This is a genomic window from Candidatus Burkholderia verschuerenii, from assembly GCF_001189365.1.
GTDB classification, from domain to species: Bacteria; Pseudomonadota; Gammaproteobacteria; order Burkholderiales; family Burkholderiaceae; genus Caballeronia; species Caballeronia verschuerenii.
Genome location: NZ_LFJJ01000065.1, coordinates 1 through 14,616, shown reverse-complemented (window position 1 = coordinate 14,616; position 14,616 = coordinate 1). Strand labels below are relative to the sequence as shown.

At 63.2% G+C, this 14,616-nt stretch carries 15 protein-coding genes and 1 pseudogene; 4 read left to right on the top strand and 12 right to left on the bottom strand.

The window, feature by feature from the left end; genetic code table 11:
- Positions 1 to 11 precede the first annotated feature (11 nt).
- The 5 genes and pseudogenes from BVER_RS13545 to BVER_RS13525 form a co-directional block, all read right to left on the bottom strand.
- Entirely contained in the window at positions 12 to 725 is a 714-nt protein-coding gene (locus BVER_RS13545; protein WP_050453769.1) for an HAD family hydrolase, read from the bottom strand.
- Between the two features lie 10 nt (positions 726 to 735).
- Entirely contained in the window at positions 736 to 1,599 is an 864-nt protein-coding gene (locus BVER_RS13540) for a carbohydrate ABC transporter permease (RefSeq protein ID WP_050453760.1), read from the bottom strand.
- Entirely contained in the window at positions 1,596 to 2,498 is a 903-nt protein-coding gene (locus BVER_RS13535; RefSeq protein ID WP_232316538.1) for a carbohydrate ABC transporter permease, read from the bottom strand. The genes BVER_RS13540 and BVER_RS13535 overlap by 4 nt, the downstream gene beginning before the upstream one ends.
- A 115-nt stretch (positions 2,499 to 2,613) precedes the next feature.
- Positions 2,614 to 3,915, bottom strand: a pseudogene (locus BVER_RS13530) (ABC transporter substrate-binding protein).
- A gap of 338 nt (positions 3,916 to 4,253) precedes the next feature.
- Complete coding sequence (locus BVER_RS13525; protein ID WP_050453768.1) at positions 4,254 to 5,027, bottom strand: L-iditol 2-dehydrogenase; 774 nt, start codon at positions 5,025 to 5,027, stop codon at positions 4,254 to 4,256.
- Between the two features lie 347 nt (positions 5,028 to 5,374).
- On the opposite strand from BVER_RS13525, the gene BVER_RS13520 reads away from it, so the two are divergent.
- The 4 genes from BVER_RS13520 to BVER_RS13505 are packed head-to-tail and all read left to right on the top strand — an operon-like array spanning position 5,375 to position 8,461.
- Entirely contained in the window at positions 5,375 to 5,845 is a 471-nt protein-coding gene (locus BVER_RS13520; protein WP_050453758.1) for a Fur family transcriptional regulator, read from the top strand.
- A gap of 47 nt (positions 5,846 to 5,892) precedes the next feature.
- Positions 5,893 to 6,774: a metal ABC transporter solute-binding protein gene (locus tag BVER_RS13515; RefSeq protein ID WP_050453757.1), complete on the top strand. Its 882-nt coding sequence runs from the start codon at positions 5,893 to 5,895 to the stop codon at positions 6,772 to 6,774.
- A complete protein-coding gene (locus BVER_RS13510; RefSeq protein WP_157056058.1) occupies positions 6,771 to 7,667 on the top strand; it encodes an ATP-binding cassette domain-containing protein in 897 nt (298 codons plus the stop codon). Before BVER_RS13515 ends, BVER_RS13510 begins: the two co-directional genes overlap by 4 nt.
- Positions 7,668 to 7,675: 8 nt before the next feature.
- Positions 7,676 to 8,461, top strand: a complete 786-nt coding sequence (locus tag BVER_RS13505) for a metal ABC transporter permease (RefSeq protein WP_050453755.1) — start codon at positions 7,676 to 7,678, stop codon at positions 8,459 to 8,461.
- Positions 8,462 to 8,527: 66 nt separating this feature from the next.
- Here BVER_RS13505 and BVER_RS13500 read toward each other — a convergent pair whose 3' ends face one another.
- The 7 genes from BVER_RS13500 to BVER_RS30140 all read right to left on the bottom strand — a co-directional run.
- Entirely contained in the window at positions 8,528 to 9,955 is a 1,428-nt protein-coding gene (locus BVER_RS13500; protein WP_050453754.1) for a cytochrome c, read from the bottom strand.
- Between the two features lie 13 nt (positions 9,956 to 9,968).
- Positions 9,969 to 10,487: a GMC oxidoreductase gene (locus BVER_RS32555; protein ID WP_198155255.1), complete on the bottom strand. Its 519-nt coding sequence runs from the start codon at positions 10,485 to 10,487 to the stop codon at positions 9,969 to 9,971.
- 423 nt (positions 10,488 to 10,910) lie between these two features.
- Positions 10,911 to 11,636 carry an FAD-dependent oxidoreductase gene (locus BVER_RS32550; protein WP_198155254.1) on the bottom strand — a complete coding sequence of 242 codons (726 nt, stop codon included), beginning with the start codon at positions 11,634 to 11,636 and terminating at the stop codon, positions 10,911 to 10,913.
- Complete coding sequence (locus BVER_RS13490) at positions 11,633 to 12,157, bottom strand: sugar dehydrogenase complex small subunit (RefSeq protein ID WP_198155253.1); 525 nt, start codon at positions 12,155 to 12,157, stop codon at positions 11,633 to 11,635. The genes BVER_RS32550 and BVER_RS13490 overlap by 4 nt, the downstream gene beginning before the upstream one ends.
- A gap of 72 nt (positions 12,158 to 12,229) precedes the next feature.
- A complete protein-coding gene (locus BVER_RS13485) occupies positions 12,230 to 12,985 on the bottom strand; it encodes an SDR family NAD(P)-dependent oxidoreductase (RefSeq protein WP_050453752.1) in 756 nt (251 codons plus the stop codon).
- Between the two features lie 220 nt (positions 12,986 to 13,205).
- Positions 13,206 to 13,886, bottom strand: coding sequence for a hypothetical protein (locus BVER_RS13480; RefSeq protein WP_157056057.1), 681 nt, complete (start codon positions 13,884 to 13,886; stop codon positions 13,206 to 13,208).
- A gap of 546 nt (positions 13,887 to 14,432) precedes the next feature.
- Positions 14,433 to 14,616: transposase (locus BVER_RS30140; RefSeq protein ID WP_157056056.1), on the bottom strand; the 184-nt coding region annotated here is incomplete at its 5' end.

Here is a 14,616-nt window from a genome sequence, read left to right as displayed (position 1 = left end):
CGATGCCGCCGCTATCTGATTTCGAACGCCGCGTTCGCGAGCCATTGCTCGACGAGTTGCGGCAGACGCGACATATCGTCGAACACCACTTCCGCGCCCGCGCGCATGAGCGTGTGAATCTGTCCGTCCGTCGCGTGTCCGCCGCCGATAAAACCGAGCACCTGCATGCCCGCCGCGCGCGCCGCCGTCACGCCCGTCACGCTGTCTTCGACGACTAGACAGCACAGCGGATCGACCTTCATCGCGCGCGCCGCCGCGAGGTACACGTCCGACGCGGGCTTCGGGTTCTCGACCATATCGGCGCAGAAACGCCGCTCGCCGAAGAAGCGCACGAGGCCCGTGCGGTTCAGCACGCTCTCCACATACGACGAAAAACTGTTGCTCGCGCAAGCCTTGGTGAACGGCACGGCCGCCAGCGCCTCCGCGATGCCCGGCACCGTCGGCGCCTGCATCGCCGCGACTTCGACGGCACGGCGGATCGAAATGACCTGCTCGTGCGTGAGCGTGCGGCCGACCGTATCGGCGGCACTCGCGAGCACCGCTTCGATGCGCAGGCCGAGCAGCGGCAGCAGCACCGGCTCGACATCGACGCCGGGCCACAGCGCTTCGAGCTCGGTGACGAGCATGTGCGCCGCCACCGCTTCGCTGTCGATCAGCACGCCGTCGCAATCGCAGATCAGCAGGCGATCTTCGAGGCTCGCGTCTCGGGATGAAGTAAGAGTCACGTGCACGCCCTCACTTCACCGCGCCAAACGTGAGACCGCGGACCAGCTGCTTCTGCGAGACCCAGCCGACGATCAGGATCGGCGCGACCGCCAGCAGCGACGCCGCCGACAGCTTGGCCCAGAACAGCCCTTCCGGACTCGAATACGACGCGATGAACACCGTCAGCGGCACGGCATTCGAACTCGACAGGTTGATCGACCAGAACGCCTCGTTCCACGACAGGATGATCAACAGCAGTCCGGTCGATGCGAGTCCGGGCAGCGACATCGGCATCAGCAGATAGACGATTTCCTGCCACGTCGTCGCGCCGTCGATACGGCCGGCTTCGAGAATGTCCTTCGGCACTTCGTTGAAGTACGTGAAGGCCATCCACACCGCGATCGGCAAGTTGATCAGCGTATAGACGATGATCAGACCCGACACCGTGTCCAGCAGACCCGTGTTCTTCCACAGGAGATAGATCGGCACCAGCACGCCGACCGACGGCATCATCTTCGTGGAAAGCATCCACAGCAGCACGGACTGCGTTTTCTTCGTCGGGAAGAAGGCCATTGCGTAGGCGCAGGGCACGGCGAGCAGCAGACAGATCACCGTGACGCCGACCGAAATCAGCACCGAATTCCACGCGAAGCCGAAGTAATTGCTGCGCGCGAACACTTCCTTGAAGCTTTCCAGCGTCGGCGTGAAGAACAGCGACGACGAATACGCCTGCTGCTCGGTCTTGAACGCGGTGATCGTCATCCAGAAGATCGGGAAGAACAAAAGGATCGACACCAGCCACGCGACCACGCCCGGCACGATGTTCTTCACATGATCGAGCGCCGAGGTGCGCGGCGGCGCGTTGACGGATTGACTGCTGAGTTGTGTGCTCATGATTCCAACTCTCCCTTGAGGTTCTTCGCGAGCATCCGCACGAGGAAGAACGCCACGATGTTCGCGAGAATCACCGCGAGAATGCCGCCCGCCGAAGCGAGACCGACGTCGAACTGTTGCAGGCCGAGCGCGTAGATCAGGTACGACAGATTGGTCGTCGCGGTGCCCGGACCGCCGCCGGTCGTCGTATAGATTTCGGCGAAGATCGACAGCAGGAAAATCGTCTCCATCATCACGACAACGGAAATGGCGCGTCGCAAATGCGGCAGCGTGATGAAGAAGAACATCGAGAACGGACCCGCGCCGTCGATGCGCGCCGCTTCCTTCTGCTCCTGATCGAGCGACTGAATCGCCGTGAAGAGAATCAGGAAGGCGAACGGCAGCCATTGCCACGCGACGATCACGATGACCGCGAACAGCGGATATTCCGCGAACCAGTCGATCGGCTGCATGCCCATCGAACGCATCAGTTGCGCGATCAGCCCGTACACCGGGTGAAGAATCATGTTCTTCCAGATCAGCGCGGACACCGTCGGCATGACGAAGAACGGCGCGATCACCAGCAGCCGCGCGATGCCCTGCCCGAAGAATTTGCGGTCGAACAGCACGGCCAGCAGCACGCCGCCCACGACCGTAATGACGAGCACGGACAGAATCAGCGTCAGCGTATGCCCGATGGACGGCCCGAACGCCGGATCGGTGACGAGGAACTGGAAGTTGTCGAGGCCCGCGAATCCTTTGACATCGGGATTCAGCAGGTTGTATCGCGAGAACGAAAACCAGATCGTCATCGCGAACGGAATGGCCATCCACAGGAACAGGAGACCGGTCGACGGCGTGATCAGCCAGCGCACCGACTTCGCGCGCCGCTTGTCGCGCTCGGCGGCGGACTCCTCCATGTGGTGATCGGTGATGGGGGGATTCAGTTGACTCATCGTGCCACCTCTCGATGATGATGCTTCGGGACCGCCCCGTTGCGGAGCGGTCCGTGCCACGCGGATTTGCTTATATGCGTTACTTCTGATAGCCGGCCTGCTTCACGGCGCGATCGGCCGCGGCATTGCCCGCCTTCAACGCCTGATCGACGGTCGACTGACCCGCGACGACACCCGCGATCGACTGGCCGACGACCGTGCCGAAGGACTGGAACTCCGGAATGCCGACGAACTGGATGCCGCTATACGGCACCTTGTGCAGCGTCGCGTCGTTCGGATCGGCGGTTTCGATCGCCTTCAGCACGAAGTCGCCGAACGGTGCAGCCTGCTTATATTCGGGACGGGCGTAGGTCGATTTACGCGTGCCCGGCGGCACCGATGCCCAGCCTTCGTCCTTGCCGACCATCTCGATGTATTCCTTCGACGTCGCCCACGCGGCGAACTTCTTCGCGGCGTCCTGCTGCTTCGAGGTCTTCGGAATGGCGAGCGACCACGACCACAGCCAATGCGAGCCCTTCGGCGTCACGGCGACCGGCGCGGCGGCGAAGCCGATCTTGTCGGCCACCTGCGATTGCGCCTTGTTGTACAGCATGCCGGCGGCAACCGTCGCGTCGATCCACATCGCGCACTTGCCGGAGGACATCAGCGTCAGGTTTTCGTTGAAGCCGTTCGACGAGGCTCCCGGCGGGCCGTCGTTCTTCAGCAGATCGGAGTAGAACGTGACCGCCTTCTTCCATTCGGGCGTGTCGATCTGCGCCTGCCACTTCTCGTTGAACCACTCGCCGCCGTACGTATTCACGACCGTCGACACATACGCCATGTTCTCGCCCCAGCCCGCCTTGCCGCGCAGGCAGATGCCGTACTGGCCTTTGGCCTTGTCGGTGAGCTTGTCGGCGAACTGCTTGATCTGATCGTAGGTCGGCGCGTCGGGCATCGTCAGGCCGGCTGCCTAGAACAGGTCCTTGCGGTAGTACGTCATCGAGCTTTCGACGTAGAACGGCAGCGCGAACAGCGTGCCGTTCTACGAGAGCCCGTCGCGCGCGGTCTTCACGACGTCGTCGAGATCGTAGTTCGCGGGCAGGTTGGTCATCGGCGAGAGCCAGCCGCGCTTGCCCCACTGCGGCGCTTCATACGTGCCGATGGTCATGACGTCGAACTGGCCGCTGTTGGTGGTGATATCGGTCGTGGCGCGCTGGCGCTGCACGTTTTCTTCGAGAATCACCCAGTTCAGCTTGATGTCCGGATTGGCTTTCTCGAACGCCGGCGAGAGCTTCTTCAGCTCGATGACGTCCGGATTATTCAGCGTGGCAATGGTGATGGTCGCCGCTTCCCCGATGTTCGGCACGAACGCGGCGCTGGCCGCGAGCACGGATGCCGCCATCCCGGTCAGCGCCATCTTCGCGCGCGGCGTGTCTCCGACGATCTGTTTGATACGTTTCATTTTGGTGCGTCTCCATTTTTTGTTGGCACCGGCGCTTGTGCGCAACCGCCGTATGTGCCGCTTGCTGCCTCATGGATGCGATGGACGTCGCGTGTTTTTCCTTCTTTATGCGTTGATCCGCTGGTTGCGCCGCGTGCCTGACACGGATGCCATGTTGCTCGCGCCGGCCCCGTGTGTGCCTCAATCGCCGTGACGCCGTTTCAATATAGACGGTGAGCTTGATGCCGCAAGCGCCAAAGCGCACCGCATCGCCGCATTTGGGCCGCTCGCCGTCGTCTTCAGCTCATCCAGTTGCCGCCGTCGACGTTGAGCGTCTGCGCGGTAATGTAATCCGAATCGGCCGAGGCGAGGAACAGCGCCGCGCCCGTCAGATCGGCGGGCAGACCCATGCGGCCGAGCGGCACTTCCTCGCCGACCAGACGCTTCTTCTCGCCGAGCGGGCGGTTTTCGTAGCGCGCGAACAAGGCATCGACCTGTTCCCACATCGGCGTATCGACGACGCCCGGCGCGATGCCGTTCACGTTGATGCGCTCTTTCGCGAGCGCCAGCGCCGCCGATTGCGTGTAGCTGATGACCGCCGCCTTGGTCGCGCAGTAATGCGACACCAGCGCCTCGCCGCGTCGTCCCGCCTGCGACGACATATTGACGATCTTGCCGCCGCGCCCCTGCTCGACCATGCGCTGGGCGACGGCCTGCATCAGGAAGAACATGCCTTTGACGTTGACCGCGAACAGGCGGTCGTAGATATCCCAGGATTCGTCGAGGATCGGGCGCATGTCGAACAGCGCCGCGTTGTTGAACAGAATGTCGATACCGCCGAAACGCTCGACGGTCCGCGCGACGATATTCGCGATGTCGTCGCGCTTGGTGACGTCGGCGCGCAGCGCCAGCACGCGATCCGCGACATCCTCGAAACGCTTGGCGATCTCGCCTTCGTCCTTCACGTCGACGACGACGAGCTTCGCGCCTTCGTCCAGATATCGCCGCGCAACCGCTTCGCCGATGCCGCCGGCGGCGCCCGTGATGATGGCTACCTTGTCTCTCAGTTTCACCGATGTCTCCGATTTATCGCGCAACTACGGGCGGTGACCTGTTCGCAATGTGAGCGAACGCTCTGTGAATGAACAATTACTCTCTAGTTGATCGAATGATCGGCGTTGCGCGCGCTCATGTCAAGGCGGGGAAACGCGGTTTTGATGCTGCGACGCGCAAAGCCAGCGCGTTGCCTGAGCGCAGAGATTCACGTTCGGCGAACGCGTGAGCAACTCACGTTCCCTGTCCCGCCGTGCATTTTCGAGTGATACGTTATATCATCGCCGGATGTGCAGCGAGCGGCCCGTCCGCCTCCGCACCGTTCAACTCATACGCACTCGCCGGCCTGAGCGCCGGCCCAACCGACATGACTGCATCCGTCGAAACCATGATCGCCCGCGCCGAAGCGCTCGCCGACGAGCGCGGCCTCGCGCTCACGCCGCTGCGCCGGCAGGTCTACGAACTCGTGCTGAAGGCGCACAAGCCGATCGGCGCCTACGACCTCATCGACGCGATGGAACCGCAGCGCGGCACGCGCGTGCTGCCGACCACCGTTTATCGCGCGCTGGATTTTCTGGTGGAGAACGGGCTGGTCCACCGCATCGAATCGAAGAATGCTTTCGTCGCCTGCTGCGATGCCGGCAAACCGCACGAAAGCCAGTTCCTGATCTGCGACGAATGCGGCGCGACGCTGGAGATACAGGGTCGCGAAGTGGCGTCGTCGCTGTCGGCGAGTCCGCCCGCGCATGGCTTTCAGGTGCGGCATCAGGTCGTCGAACTGAGCGGCCTGTGCAGCGACTGTCAGAAGAAGCATCGCGCGCAGCAGCACGGCGCCTGACGCTCCATCACAACATGGCACGCCCGTGCCTCACCACGAGGAAACCGATGAAATTCGCGCACGTCCTGACCTGCTTCGCCCTCGCATTCGGCTTGTGTCAAACCGCGTCCGCGCAAACCGCGCGCGTGCCGGTGGTCGCGGCGGAGAACTTCTATGGCGACGTGATCCATCAACTCGGCGGCGATCACGTGCAGGTGACGAGCATCCTCAGCAATCCGGATCAGGATCCGCATCTGTTCGAAGCCAGTCCGAAAACCGCGCGCGCGTTGCAGCACGCGGCGCTGGTCGTCTACAACGGCGCGGACTACGATCCGTGGATGGACAAGCTGCTCGGTGCATCGAAGAGTAACGACAAGCGCACGGTGATCGTCGCGGCGCAGCTCGTCGGCAAGAAGTCCGGCGACAACCCGCATCTCTGGTATGACCCGGCGACCATGCCGACCGTGGCCAAAGCGATCAGCGCGTATCTCGCGAGCACGGACCCGGCGCACAAGAGCGATTACGACGCGCGTCTCGCCAAGTTCCTCGATTCGCTCAAGCCGATCGACGCCAGCGTCGCGCAGTTAAAGGCGCGCTATCACGGCGTGCCGGTGACGGCGACGGAACCCGTGTTCGGCTATATGGCCGATGCGATCGGCTTCGAGATGCGCAACATGCACTTCCAGATGGCCGCGATGAACGAGACCGAACCAAGCGCGACGGATATCGCCGCTTTCGAGAACGATCTGCGCGAGCGTCGCGTGCATGTGCTCATCTATAACAGTCAGGCGACGGAAGCGCTCACCAAGCGCATGCTTGGCATCGCGAAGGACGCGCATGTGCCGACCATCAGCGTGACGGAGACGCTGCCCGCCGGCAAAACCTATCAGCAATGGATGAGCTCGCAACTCGACTCGCTGTCCGGCGCGCTGCAGGGATGGCAACGATGAACCGACACGCGCACACCGAACCCGCCGCGCTCGAAGTCGATCGCGTGACGCTGGAACTCGGCGGCCGCGCGATTCTCAACGACGCGAGTTTCACCGTGAACAACGGCGAGTTCATCGGCGTGCTCGGGCCGAACGGCGCGGGCAAGACCACGCTGATGCGCGCGCTGCTCGGCCTCGTGCCGGTCGCCTCGGGCGCGATCCGCGTGCACGGCGAAGCGGTGATGCGCGGCAATCCGTCGATCGGCTATATGCCGCAGATTCGCAGCGGACTTGCCGGCCGGCGCGTGCTCGGCCGCGATTTCGTCGCGATGGCCGCCGACGGGCATCGCTGGGGCGTGCCGATGCACGACGCGCGCATCCGCGCCGATGTCGATCGCGTGCTCGAACTCGTCGGCGCGACGCAGCTTTCGGCGCGGCCGCTGTCGGAACTGTCGGGCGGCGAGCGTCAGCGTCTGTTGCTCGCGCAATGTCTGCTCGGCGAACCGCATCTGCTGCTGCTCGACGAACCGCTGATCAGCCTCGATCCGCGGCATCAGACAGGCGTCGTCGAACTGGTGCGGCGCGTGCAGCGGGAACTGAACATCACCGTGCTGTTTTCGGCGCACGAACTCAATCCGCTGCTCAATTCGCTCGATCGCGTGCTGTATCTCGGCAACGGGCGCGCGGCGCTCGGCACCGTCGACGAAGTCATCTCGAAGCCGGTGCTCTCGAAGCTGTACGGCTCGCCCATCGACGTGATGCGCGTGAACGGCCGCATCTTCGTGATGTCGGGCGATGTGGAAATCGACAAGCTCGATCACGCGCACGAGGAAGGCGCGGAACACGATCACAGGCATGAACACGATCATGGTCACGCGCACGACCACGGTCATCATCACAGTCACGCCAAGTAGACAGCACAATGTTCGAATATGACTTCATGGTCAACGCATTCGCGGCGTCGGGGATCGTCGCGGTGCTGTCGGGAATCGTCGGCTATTTTCTGGTGATGCGCGGACAGACTTTCGCCGGTCACGCGCTCTCGCACGTCGGCTTCACGGGCGCGACGGGCGCGGTTCTGCTCGGCCTGCCGCCGCTGTGGGGCATGGTCGGCTTCACGCTCGCGGCGGGCATCGGCATGGGCGCGCTCGGCGAGAAACTGTCCGGGCGCGATGTCGCGATCGGCGTGATCCTGTCGCTGTCGCTCGGCTTCGGTTTGCTGTTTCTGCACTTCTTCACCGCCTACGCGACGCAGGCAACCGCGCTGCTGTTCGGCAACGTGCTCGGCGTCAATCACGAGACGCTGGTCGTGCTGCTCGGGCTCGCGGTGGTGAGTCTCGGCGCGCTCGCGTTCATCATGCGGCCGCTGATGTTCGCGTCGCTGCAGCCGGAACTCGCGGAAGCCAAAGGCGTGTCGCTGCGGCTTGTGTCGGTGCTGTTTCTCGCGATCACCGCGCTGGCGGTGGCGGCGTGCACGCAGATCGTCGGCGTGTTGCTGGTCTTCGCGCTGATGGTCGGCCCCGCCGCCGCCGCGCAAAACGTCACGACGCGTCTGTCGTCCGGCCTGATCTTGGCGGCGCTGTTCGCGCTCGGGCAGGCGTGGCTCGGCCTGACGCTCGCGTATTACACCGATTGGCCGACCAGTTTCTGGATCACGATGCTGGCGGCGCTGGTGTATGGCGCGAGTCTGCTGGGACGCCGCACTTGAAAAGCCCGGCGATCGAATGAAAAAAGGCCGTTCCGATGGATGTCGGAACGGCCTTTGTCTTTCTACCTAGCGCGTCAGAAGGACGACTTGCGCCGGCGTTTGCACTTGCACAACCGCGCGATCAGAAAGATCGCCAGCAGCGCGATCACCACTGCCGCGATCAGCGCGTAACCGAGACCGTCGACCGGACTGTCGCCGCCCGCGCGCAGCACCTTCACGCGTTGCGCATCGACCTTGACGTCGGGATTGCCGTACTCGCTCATCACGAACGTGGCGATCTGCGCGACCTGGCTCGTCGTTCAGATCGTCGGCGAAGGCCGGCATCGGGCGATCGTCCTTGCCCGTCTGGATATGCAGACCGTTCAGGATCACCATGACGAGGTTGTCCGCGTCGTGGCGGCCGAGCGTCGAGTTGTGCGTCAGCGACAGGAACGCGCCATCGCTCGTGCCCGCGCCGCTCGGCTGGCAGCTCGCGCAATTTCCGCTATACAGCTGCGCGCCGGTCGTGAGCTTCATGAAGCCGGGCGTCGTCGAATTCACGCCGATGCCCTGATTGGTCGCGCGCAACGCCGCTTCGTAGCCGCCGGCATGCGTGCCGTCGTATGCATAGGCGGGCTTCACGTCGACCGGATTGCGCACCGGCTTGCTCGCTTTCAGATACGTCGCGATGGCGTTGAGATCGTCGTCGCTCAGATGCTGGAGACTCGCCTGCACCGCTTCGGCCATGCCGCCCGCCGCCTGCGCCTTGCCCGGCACAGTGCCCGTGCGCAGATACTGCACGAGTTCCGCCTGCGTCCATCCGCCGATGCCGCTCACCGGATCCGACGTGATGTTCGGCGTCTGCCACGCGCCCAACTGCCCACCCGCGAGCGGCAGATACGGCTTCTCCGCGAACGCGAAGTTGCGCGGCGTATGACACGCGCCGCAATGGCCGAGCGCCTCCACCAGATAATGGCCGCGATTGAACGCCGCGCTTTTCGATGCATCGGGCACGAAGGGCTTGCCGTTGGCGAACGCGAGATTCCATCCCGCCATCAGCCAGCGCTGGCTGAACGGGAACGGCAGTGTGGTGTCGGGCGTCGCGGTATCGACGGCGTCGACGCCGTGCATGAAGTACGCGTAGAGCGCCTTCATGTCGTCGTCGGCGATGCCGGCGTAGGACGGATACGGCATCGCCGGATACAGATGGCGGCCGTTCGCATCGACGCCCTCGCGCACGGCGCGCGCGAAATCGCGCTCGCTATACGCGCCGATACCCTGCGTCTTCGACGGCGTGATGTTGCTCGACCAGATCTGGCCGAACGGCGAATCGATGCCGTAGCCGCCCGCGAACGGCTTGCCTTGCGGCGCCGTGTGACAGCCGGCGCAATCGGCGGCGGTCGCGAGATAGCGGCCACGCGCGATCAGTTGCGCATCGTCGGCGGATGCCGCGAACGCGCCCGACACGAACGCGGCGAGCAACAGCCCCGAGCAAACGCGGAAAATGTTCTTCATCGTTTGCTCTCCCTTAAGCGCGCTTGAGTTCGTCGCGAACCGTGTCCGCAATGCGCAGCGCCAGCGCCGCCACCGTCAGCGTCGGATTGGCCGTGCCCGTGTTGACGAACACCGCGCTCGACGCGAGATACAGATTGCGCTGCTCGTGCGACCGGCAATCGCGATCGCAGACCGACGTGTTCGGATCGTCGCCCATCAGCACGCCGCCCATCGGATGGTCCTGCGCGGCGAACATCAGCGGATTGTTCGCGTCGGGGATATAGGTGATCTCGGTCGCGCCCATCGCCTTGAAGATGTCGTTGTACATCTCGACGGTGCGGCGCGCGCTCTTGCGCGTGTACTCGTCGATGCTGTACCAGACCTTCGGATAGGGAATGCCGAGCATGTCGCGCTTGTTCGCGTCGAGCGTCAGGCGATTCTGCGGATTCGGCAGCACCGAATGATGCGTCGACAGTTCCAGCTTGTGCGCGACGCCATGACGGATCGCCTGATCGAGCGACTTGCCGACGAGGCCTTTTTTTTTTAAGGGCATCGGCGGTGACGTAGGGCGTCTGATTGCTGTCGTCGATACGCGTGATCGCGGAGGCCATATCGCCCTGCCACGGACCGTCGCGCAGGCTGTCGATCGCGGCGTTGTGCTGCGGTCCCATGCCCATCCAGACGGATTCGGCGCTCAGGAACTGCACTTCGGTGCCCGCGTGCTCCATCATGCAGCGGCCGACCTGATCGGTCTTGTTGGCGATGCCGTTCGGGTTCTTGTCGTCCTTCGACAAGAGCAGCAGCTTCACGCTTTCGATCGAATGCGCCGCGATGATGAACGTCTTGCCCGTCACGCGATGGCTGACCTTCTGCGGATCGTAGAAATGGACCGCGACGACCTGCTTGTTCGACGCGTCCGTTTCGATGCGATAAACCACCGAGTTTTCCATCACGCGTGCGCCCGCGCGCTCCGCTTTCAGGACGCTCTGCATGCCGTTGTACATCGCGCCGATCGGGCAGATCGGCATGCAGTTGTTGTTGCCCGCGCAGGTCGGACGGCCATCGTAGGGACGCGTATTGCGCGCTTCCGGCTCGTGCACGACGCGATAGTTCGTGTGCTTGGCGACGGCTTCGGCGAGTGCGCGACCGGCGGCGTCAGCAGCATCTTGTCCATCGGATACGGCTGCTTGCGCGGCGAACCGAGGTCTTCGCCGCCGCGCGACGGATCGGGACCGCACACGCCCATTTCCATTTCGGCGCGGTAGTAATACGGCTCGAGATCGTCATAGCCGATCGGCCAGTCGCGGCCCACGCCGTATTGCGACTTCAGACGGAAATCGTTCGGCAGATGACGCCATGCGCAGCCGGCCCAATGCCAGGTCGTGCCGCCGACCAGACGCATATCGTCGGTCTGATACGCGTAGCCATCGGGGCCGTCGACCTGCAGATAGTCGAGCGCGTTGCCGGCTTCGTCGTAGAAAGGCGCGAGCGCCCAGGGCTTCGGCGGATACGGCGTGGTCAGCGCGCGCGTGGTGGCGGGCGAATTGCGGAAATTCTCGACGATTTCGCCGCGCGTTACGCGCGGACCGGCATCGAGCACCAGAACGGACAAGCCGCTCGAGGCAAGTTCGTGCGCGGCGAGACTGCCCGCGACACCCGCGCCGACGATCACGACGTCGGCGGAATAAGACGTGTCACTCATGTAATACGGAGGTCTGAAGCGAGGTAAGCGATAACGGCGGCTTTTACGAGCCTTGTGCCGGAGGAGTGAACGTGGCCCAGCTCAGCGGGCCCGCGCGCGTAGCTCGGCGGACTGAGCACATCGGCGGTGGGCCGGTACATCAGCTCGCTCTGATACGCGTAAGTCTTGTTATCGACGATGCCGAGATACCACGCCGACACGACCTGATTGAGCGTGTCGCGCAATGCGTGCTGCTGCGTGGCATCGAGTTGCGCGGCGAGCGTCTCGACGGTCGTTCCGGCCACCGAGGCGAGATTGGCGAGCGCGCGCAGATTCGCGTCGAAGTTCGTCTTCTTGCTGAGCGCGCCGTAGAGCGCTTGCGCGGTGCGAAGATCGAGCGCATCGGCGGAAACGAGCCGCGACACGATCATGAAAGGACCGCTCTGAAAGTCCGCATCCGATGCGAACACGATGGCTTGCGGCTTCGCGAGCGCCAGCGTCGCGAGCGCGACCGACGACAACACGAAGCCACGCCGGCTCATGCGAAAAGACGCGTGCGAAGACGCGTCGTCCAACAGTTTCATACTGGCTTTGCTGTGGTGATAAAAAGAGGATCAGCCCTGGACGGAATACCCGCCATCGACGGGAATGGCCGTGCCGGTGATGAAGTCGCACGCGCTCGAACACAGCGCGACGGCGATGCCCGCGAGGTCGGCCGGTTTGCCCCAGCGCGCCTGCGGCGTGCGCGACAGAATGCCAGCTTCGAGATCGGGGAAGAGGCGCTTGGCTTCGGCGGTGAGTTCGGTTTCGATCCAGCCCGGCAGCAGCGTGTTGACCTGAATATTGTCGTTCGCCCATTCGACGGCAAGCGCCCGGCCCAACTGCACGATGCCGCCCTTGCTCGCGGCGTAGCCGGCGGCGAAGGTGGTGCCGAAGAGCGACAGCATCGACCCGATATTGACGATCTTGCCGCCCTTCGCGCGCAAAAACGCGGCGTGCGCGGCCTGCGAGCAATGGAACGCGCTGCTCAGATTCGTCGCGATGATCTGATCCCACTCGGCATGCGTGTACTGCTCGGCGTCGCGGCGGATATTCATGCCCGCGTTATTGACGAGGATATCGACGCGGCCGAAGTGCTTTTCCGTCTGCGCGATGGCGGCGAAACAGTCGTCGCGCACGGTGACATCGGCGGCGATGAAGATCGCGTGGTCTTGCGCGTCGAGCGCGGCGACGGCTTTCGCGCCGCGTTCGGCATCGCGCCCGATCAACACGACGCGCGCGCCAGATTGTAAAAATCCTTTAGCAATGCCAAACCCGATGCCGCTGGTGCCGCCCGTGACGACGGCCACTTTGCCGGTGAGATCGAACATGTTCAGAGCCCGCTGTATTAAAAGTGGGCGCGATTATATGTCGCGGGAAGTGGGCAATTGTGGCGCGGCGTCGCGCGTGAATAAATGTATCGATTGAGTGGGAGTTGAAAGGAGAAGCGCGCGATACAAGCGCCACGACACTGAGGAGTTGCGTGCCCGCGAAAGATGCCGCATTCGGACCGAACACGCGTCCCGTTCAGGAAGTGAAGTTTTGGGGAGCTCAATCCTGTGCCGGGACTGCATCATATTTGAACCGTGTCTTCTTTCTGGTAGCCCGGTCCAGCCATGCACACTCCGGACACCAGTGATCAGCACGAACGCTCGAGAGCGAAGCCCACCATGCGTGACCCCGGTGGCATAGCCACTCCATTTTTTTCGTGGCGCCTTCATAGTGCGTCGATAAACATTGCCCGCCCCGTTCGGCCGCCTCCTGCTGTGCGATTTCGAGGCTCAGGCGTTTGGCGTCGTAAACACACGCCATGCACCAACTATCGTTCAACACCTTGCGCCCGCGCGCCTCCCATTCATGGCCGGCCGCGCAGCGGAACTGATAGACCGCCGCGCCGCTCTCGTAGGCTGCGCTCAGACATTGGCCGCCATGGCTCGCCGCAATGCCTTGCAAACGCGCAAGGCCGTCCGTGTAACGGCGCCTCATACCGCGCTCGATACCGGCACATTTTCGGCACCACTTGTTCGACAATACGGCCTTCCCTCGCGCCGACCATTGATGTCCGGCCGCGCAGCAAAAGGTGTAAAACTGTTCGACGCCTTCGTAGTGCGCCGACAGACACTTCCCGCCTCGACGCTTCGCCGCCTCGTGCAAACGCTCCAGTCCATCCGCGCGATACCGATTCTCGATTCGCTGCCGATCGACACATACCGGGCAACCAGCGTGGTCCATAACGTGTCTCCCACTGCGCTCCCATACGTGCCCCGCCATACAAGCAAAGCGATGCTTGACGTTATTTCCCAGCCACTCGGACTCCAAGCAGGTCACTCCAGCCTTTTGCGCAAGGGCGTGCAACTCCGCCGTGCGACCGACTTGCACGCACTGCGAGCAGGTCGGCATCATGGCGGCCACCAAGCCGGCGAGGCATTTGGTGAAGGTATGGCCATGCTGGCAGCGGAAGCGATAGTGCACGTCCCAACTCTGTGCCATCCGAGTTATCGGCGCTCATCATGGCAAGCATTGGGTTATCCATAGGCCGCCTGGCACTATCGAAGCCGAGGGCGACGTCCATGCCGATGACAGCAGCATTGAGCGCCGCCACTGCGCTTGCCATGATGCAAGGAATACGCACCATTTCGACCGGCTTTCCATCCTTGTCCGTCAGCCCCCACTGCCTGTGCGCAGGATCGCTGCCAAAACAACTATTGCGCGCCCATAGTTCGAGGGCGTCGGATTCTAGACTCTTGGCAATCTGCACAATAGCGAAAGCAGCTAATCCTAGGTCCTGTTTACATTTAAGAGCGGCCCGAAGGCAGACACGATGGAGACAAAGGTGAGGTAGCTGTGGGCGAGTTTGTCATATCGAGTGGCGACGCGACGAAAATGCTTGATACGCTTAAAGAAGCGTTCAACGAGATTGCGCTTACGGTACAGGGCACGGTCATAACGACGCTGTGTTTTG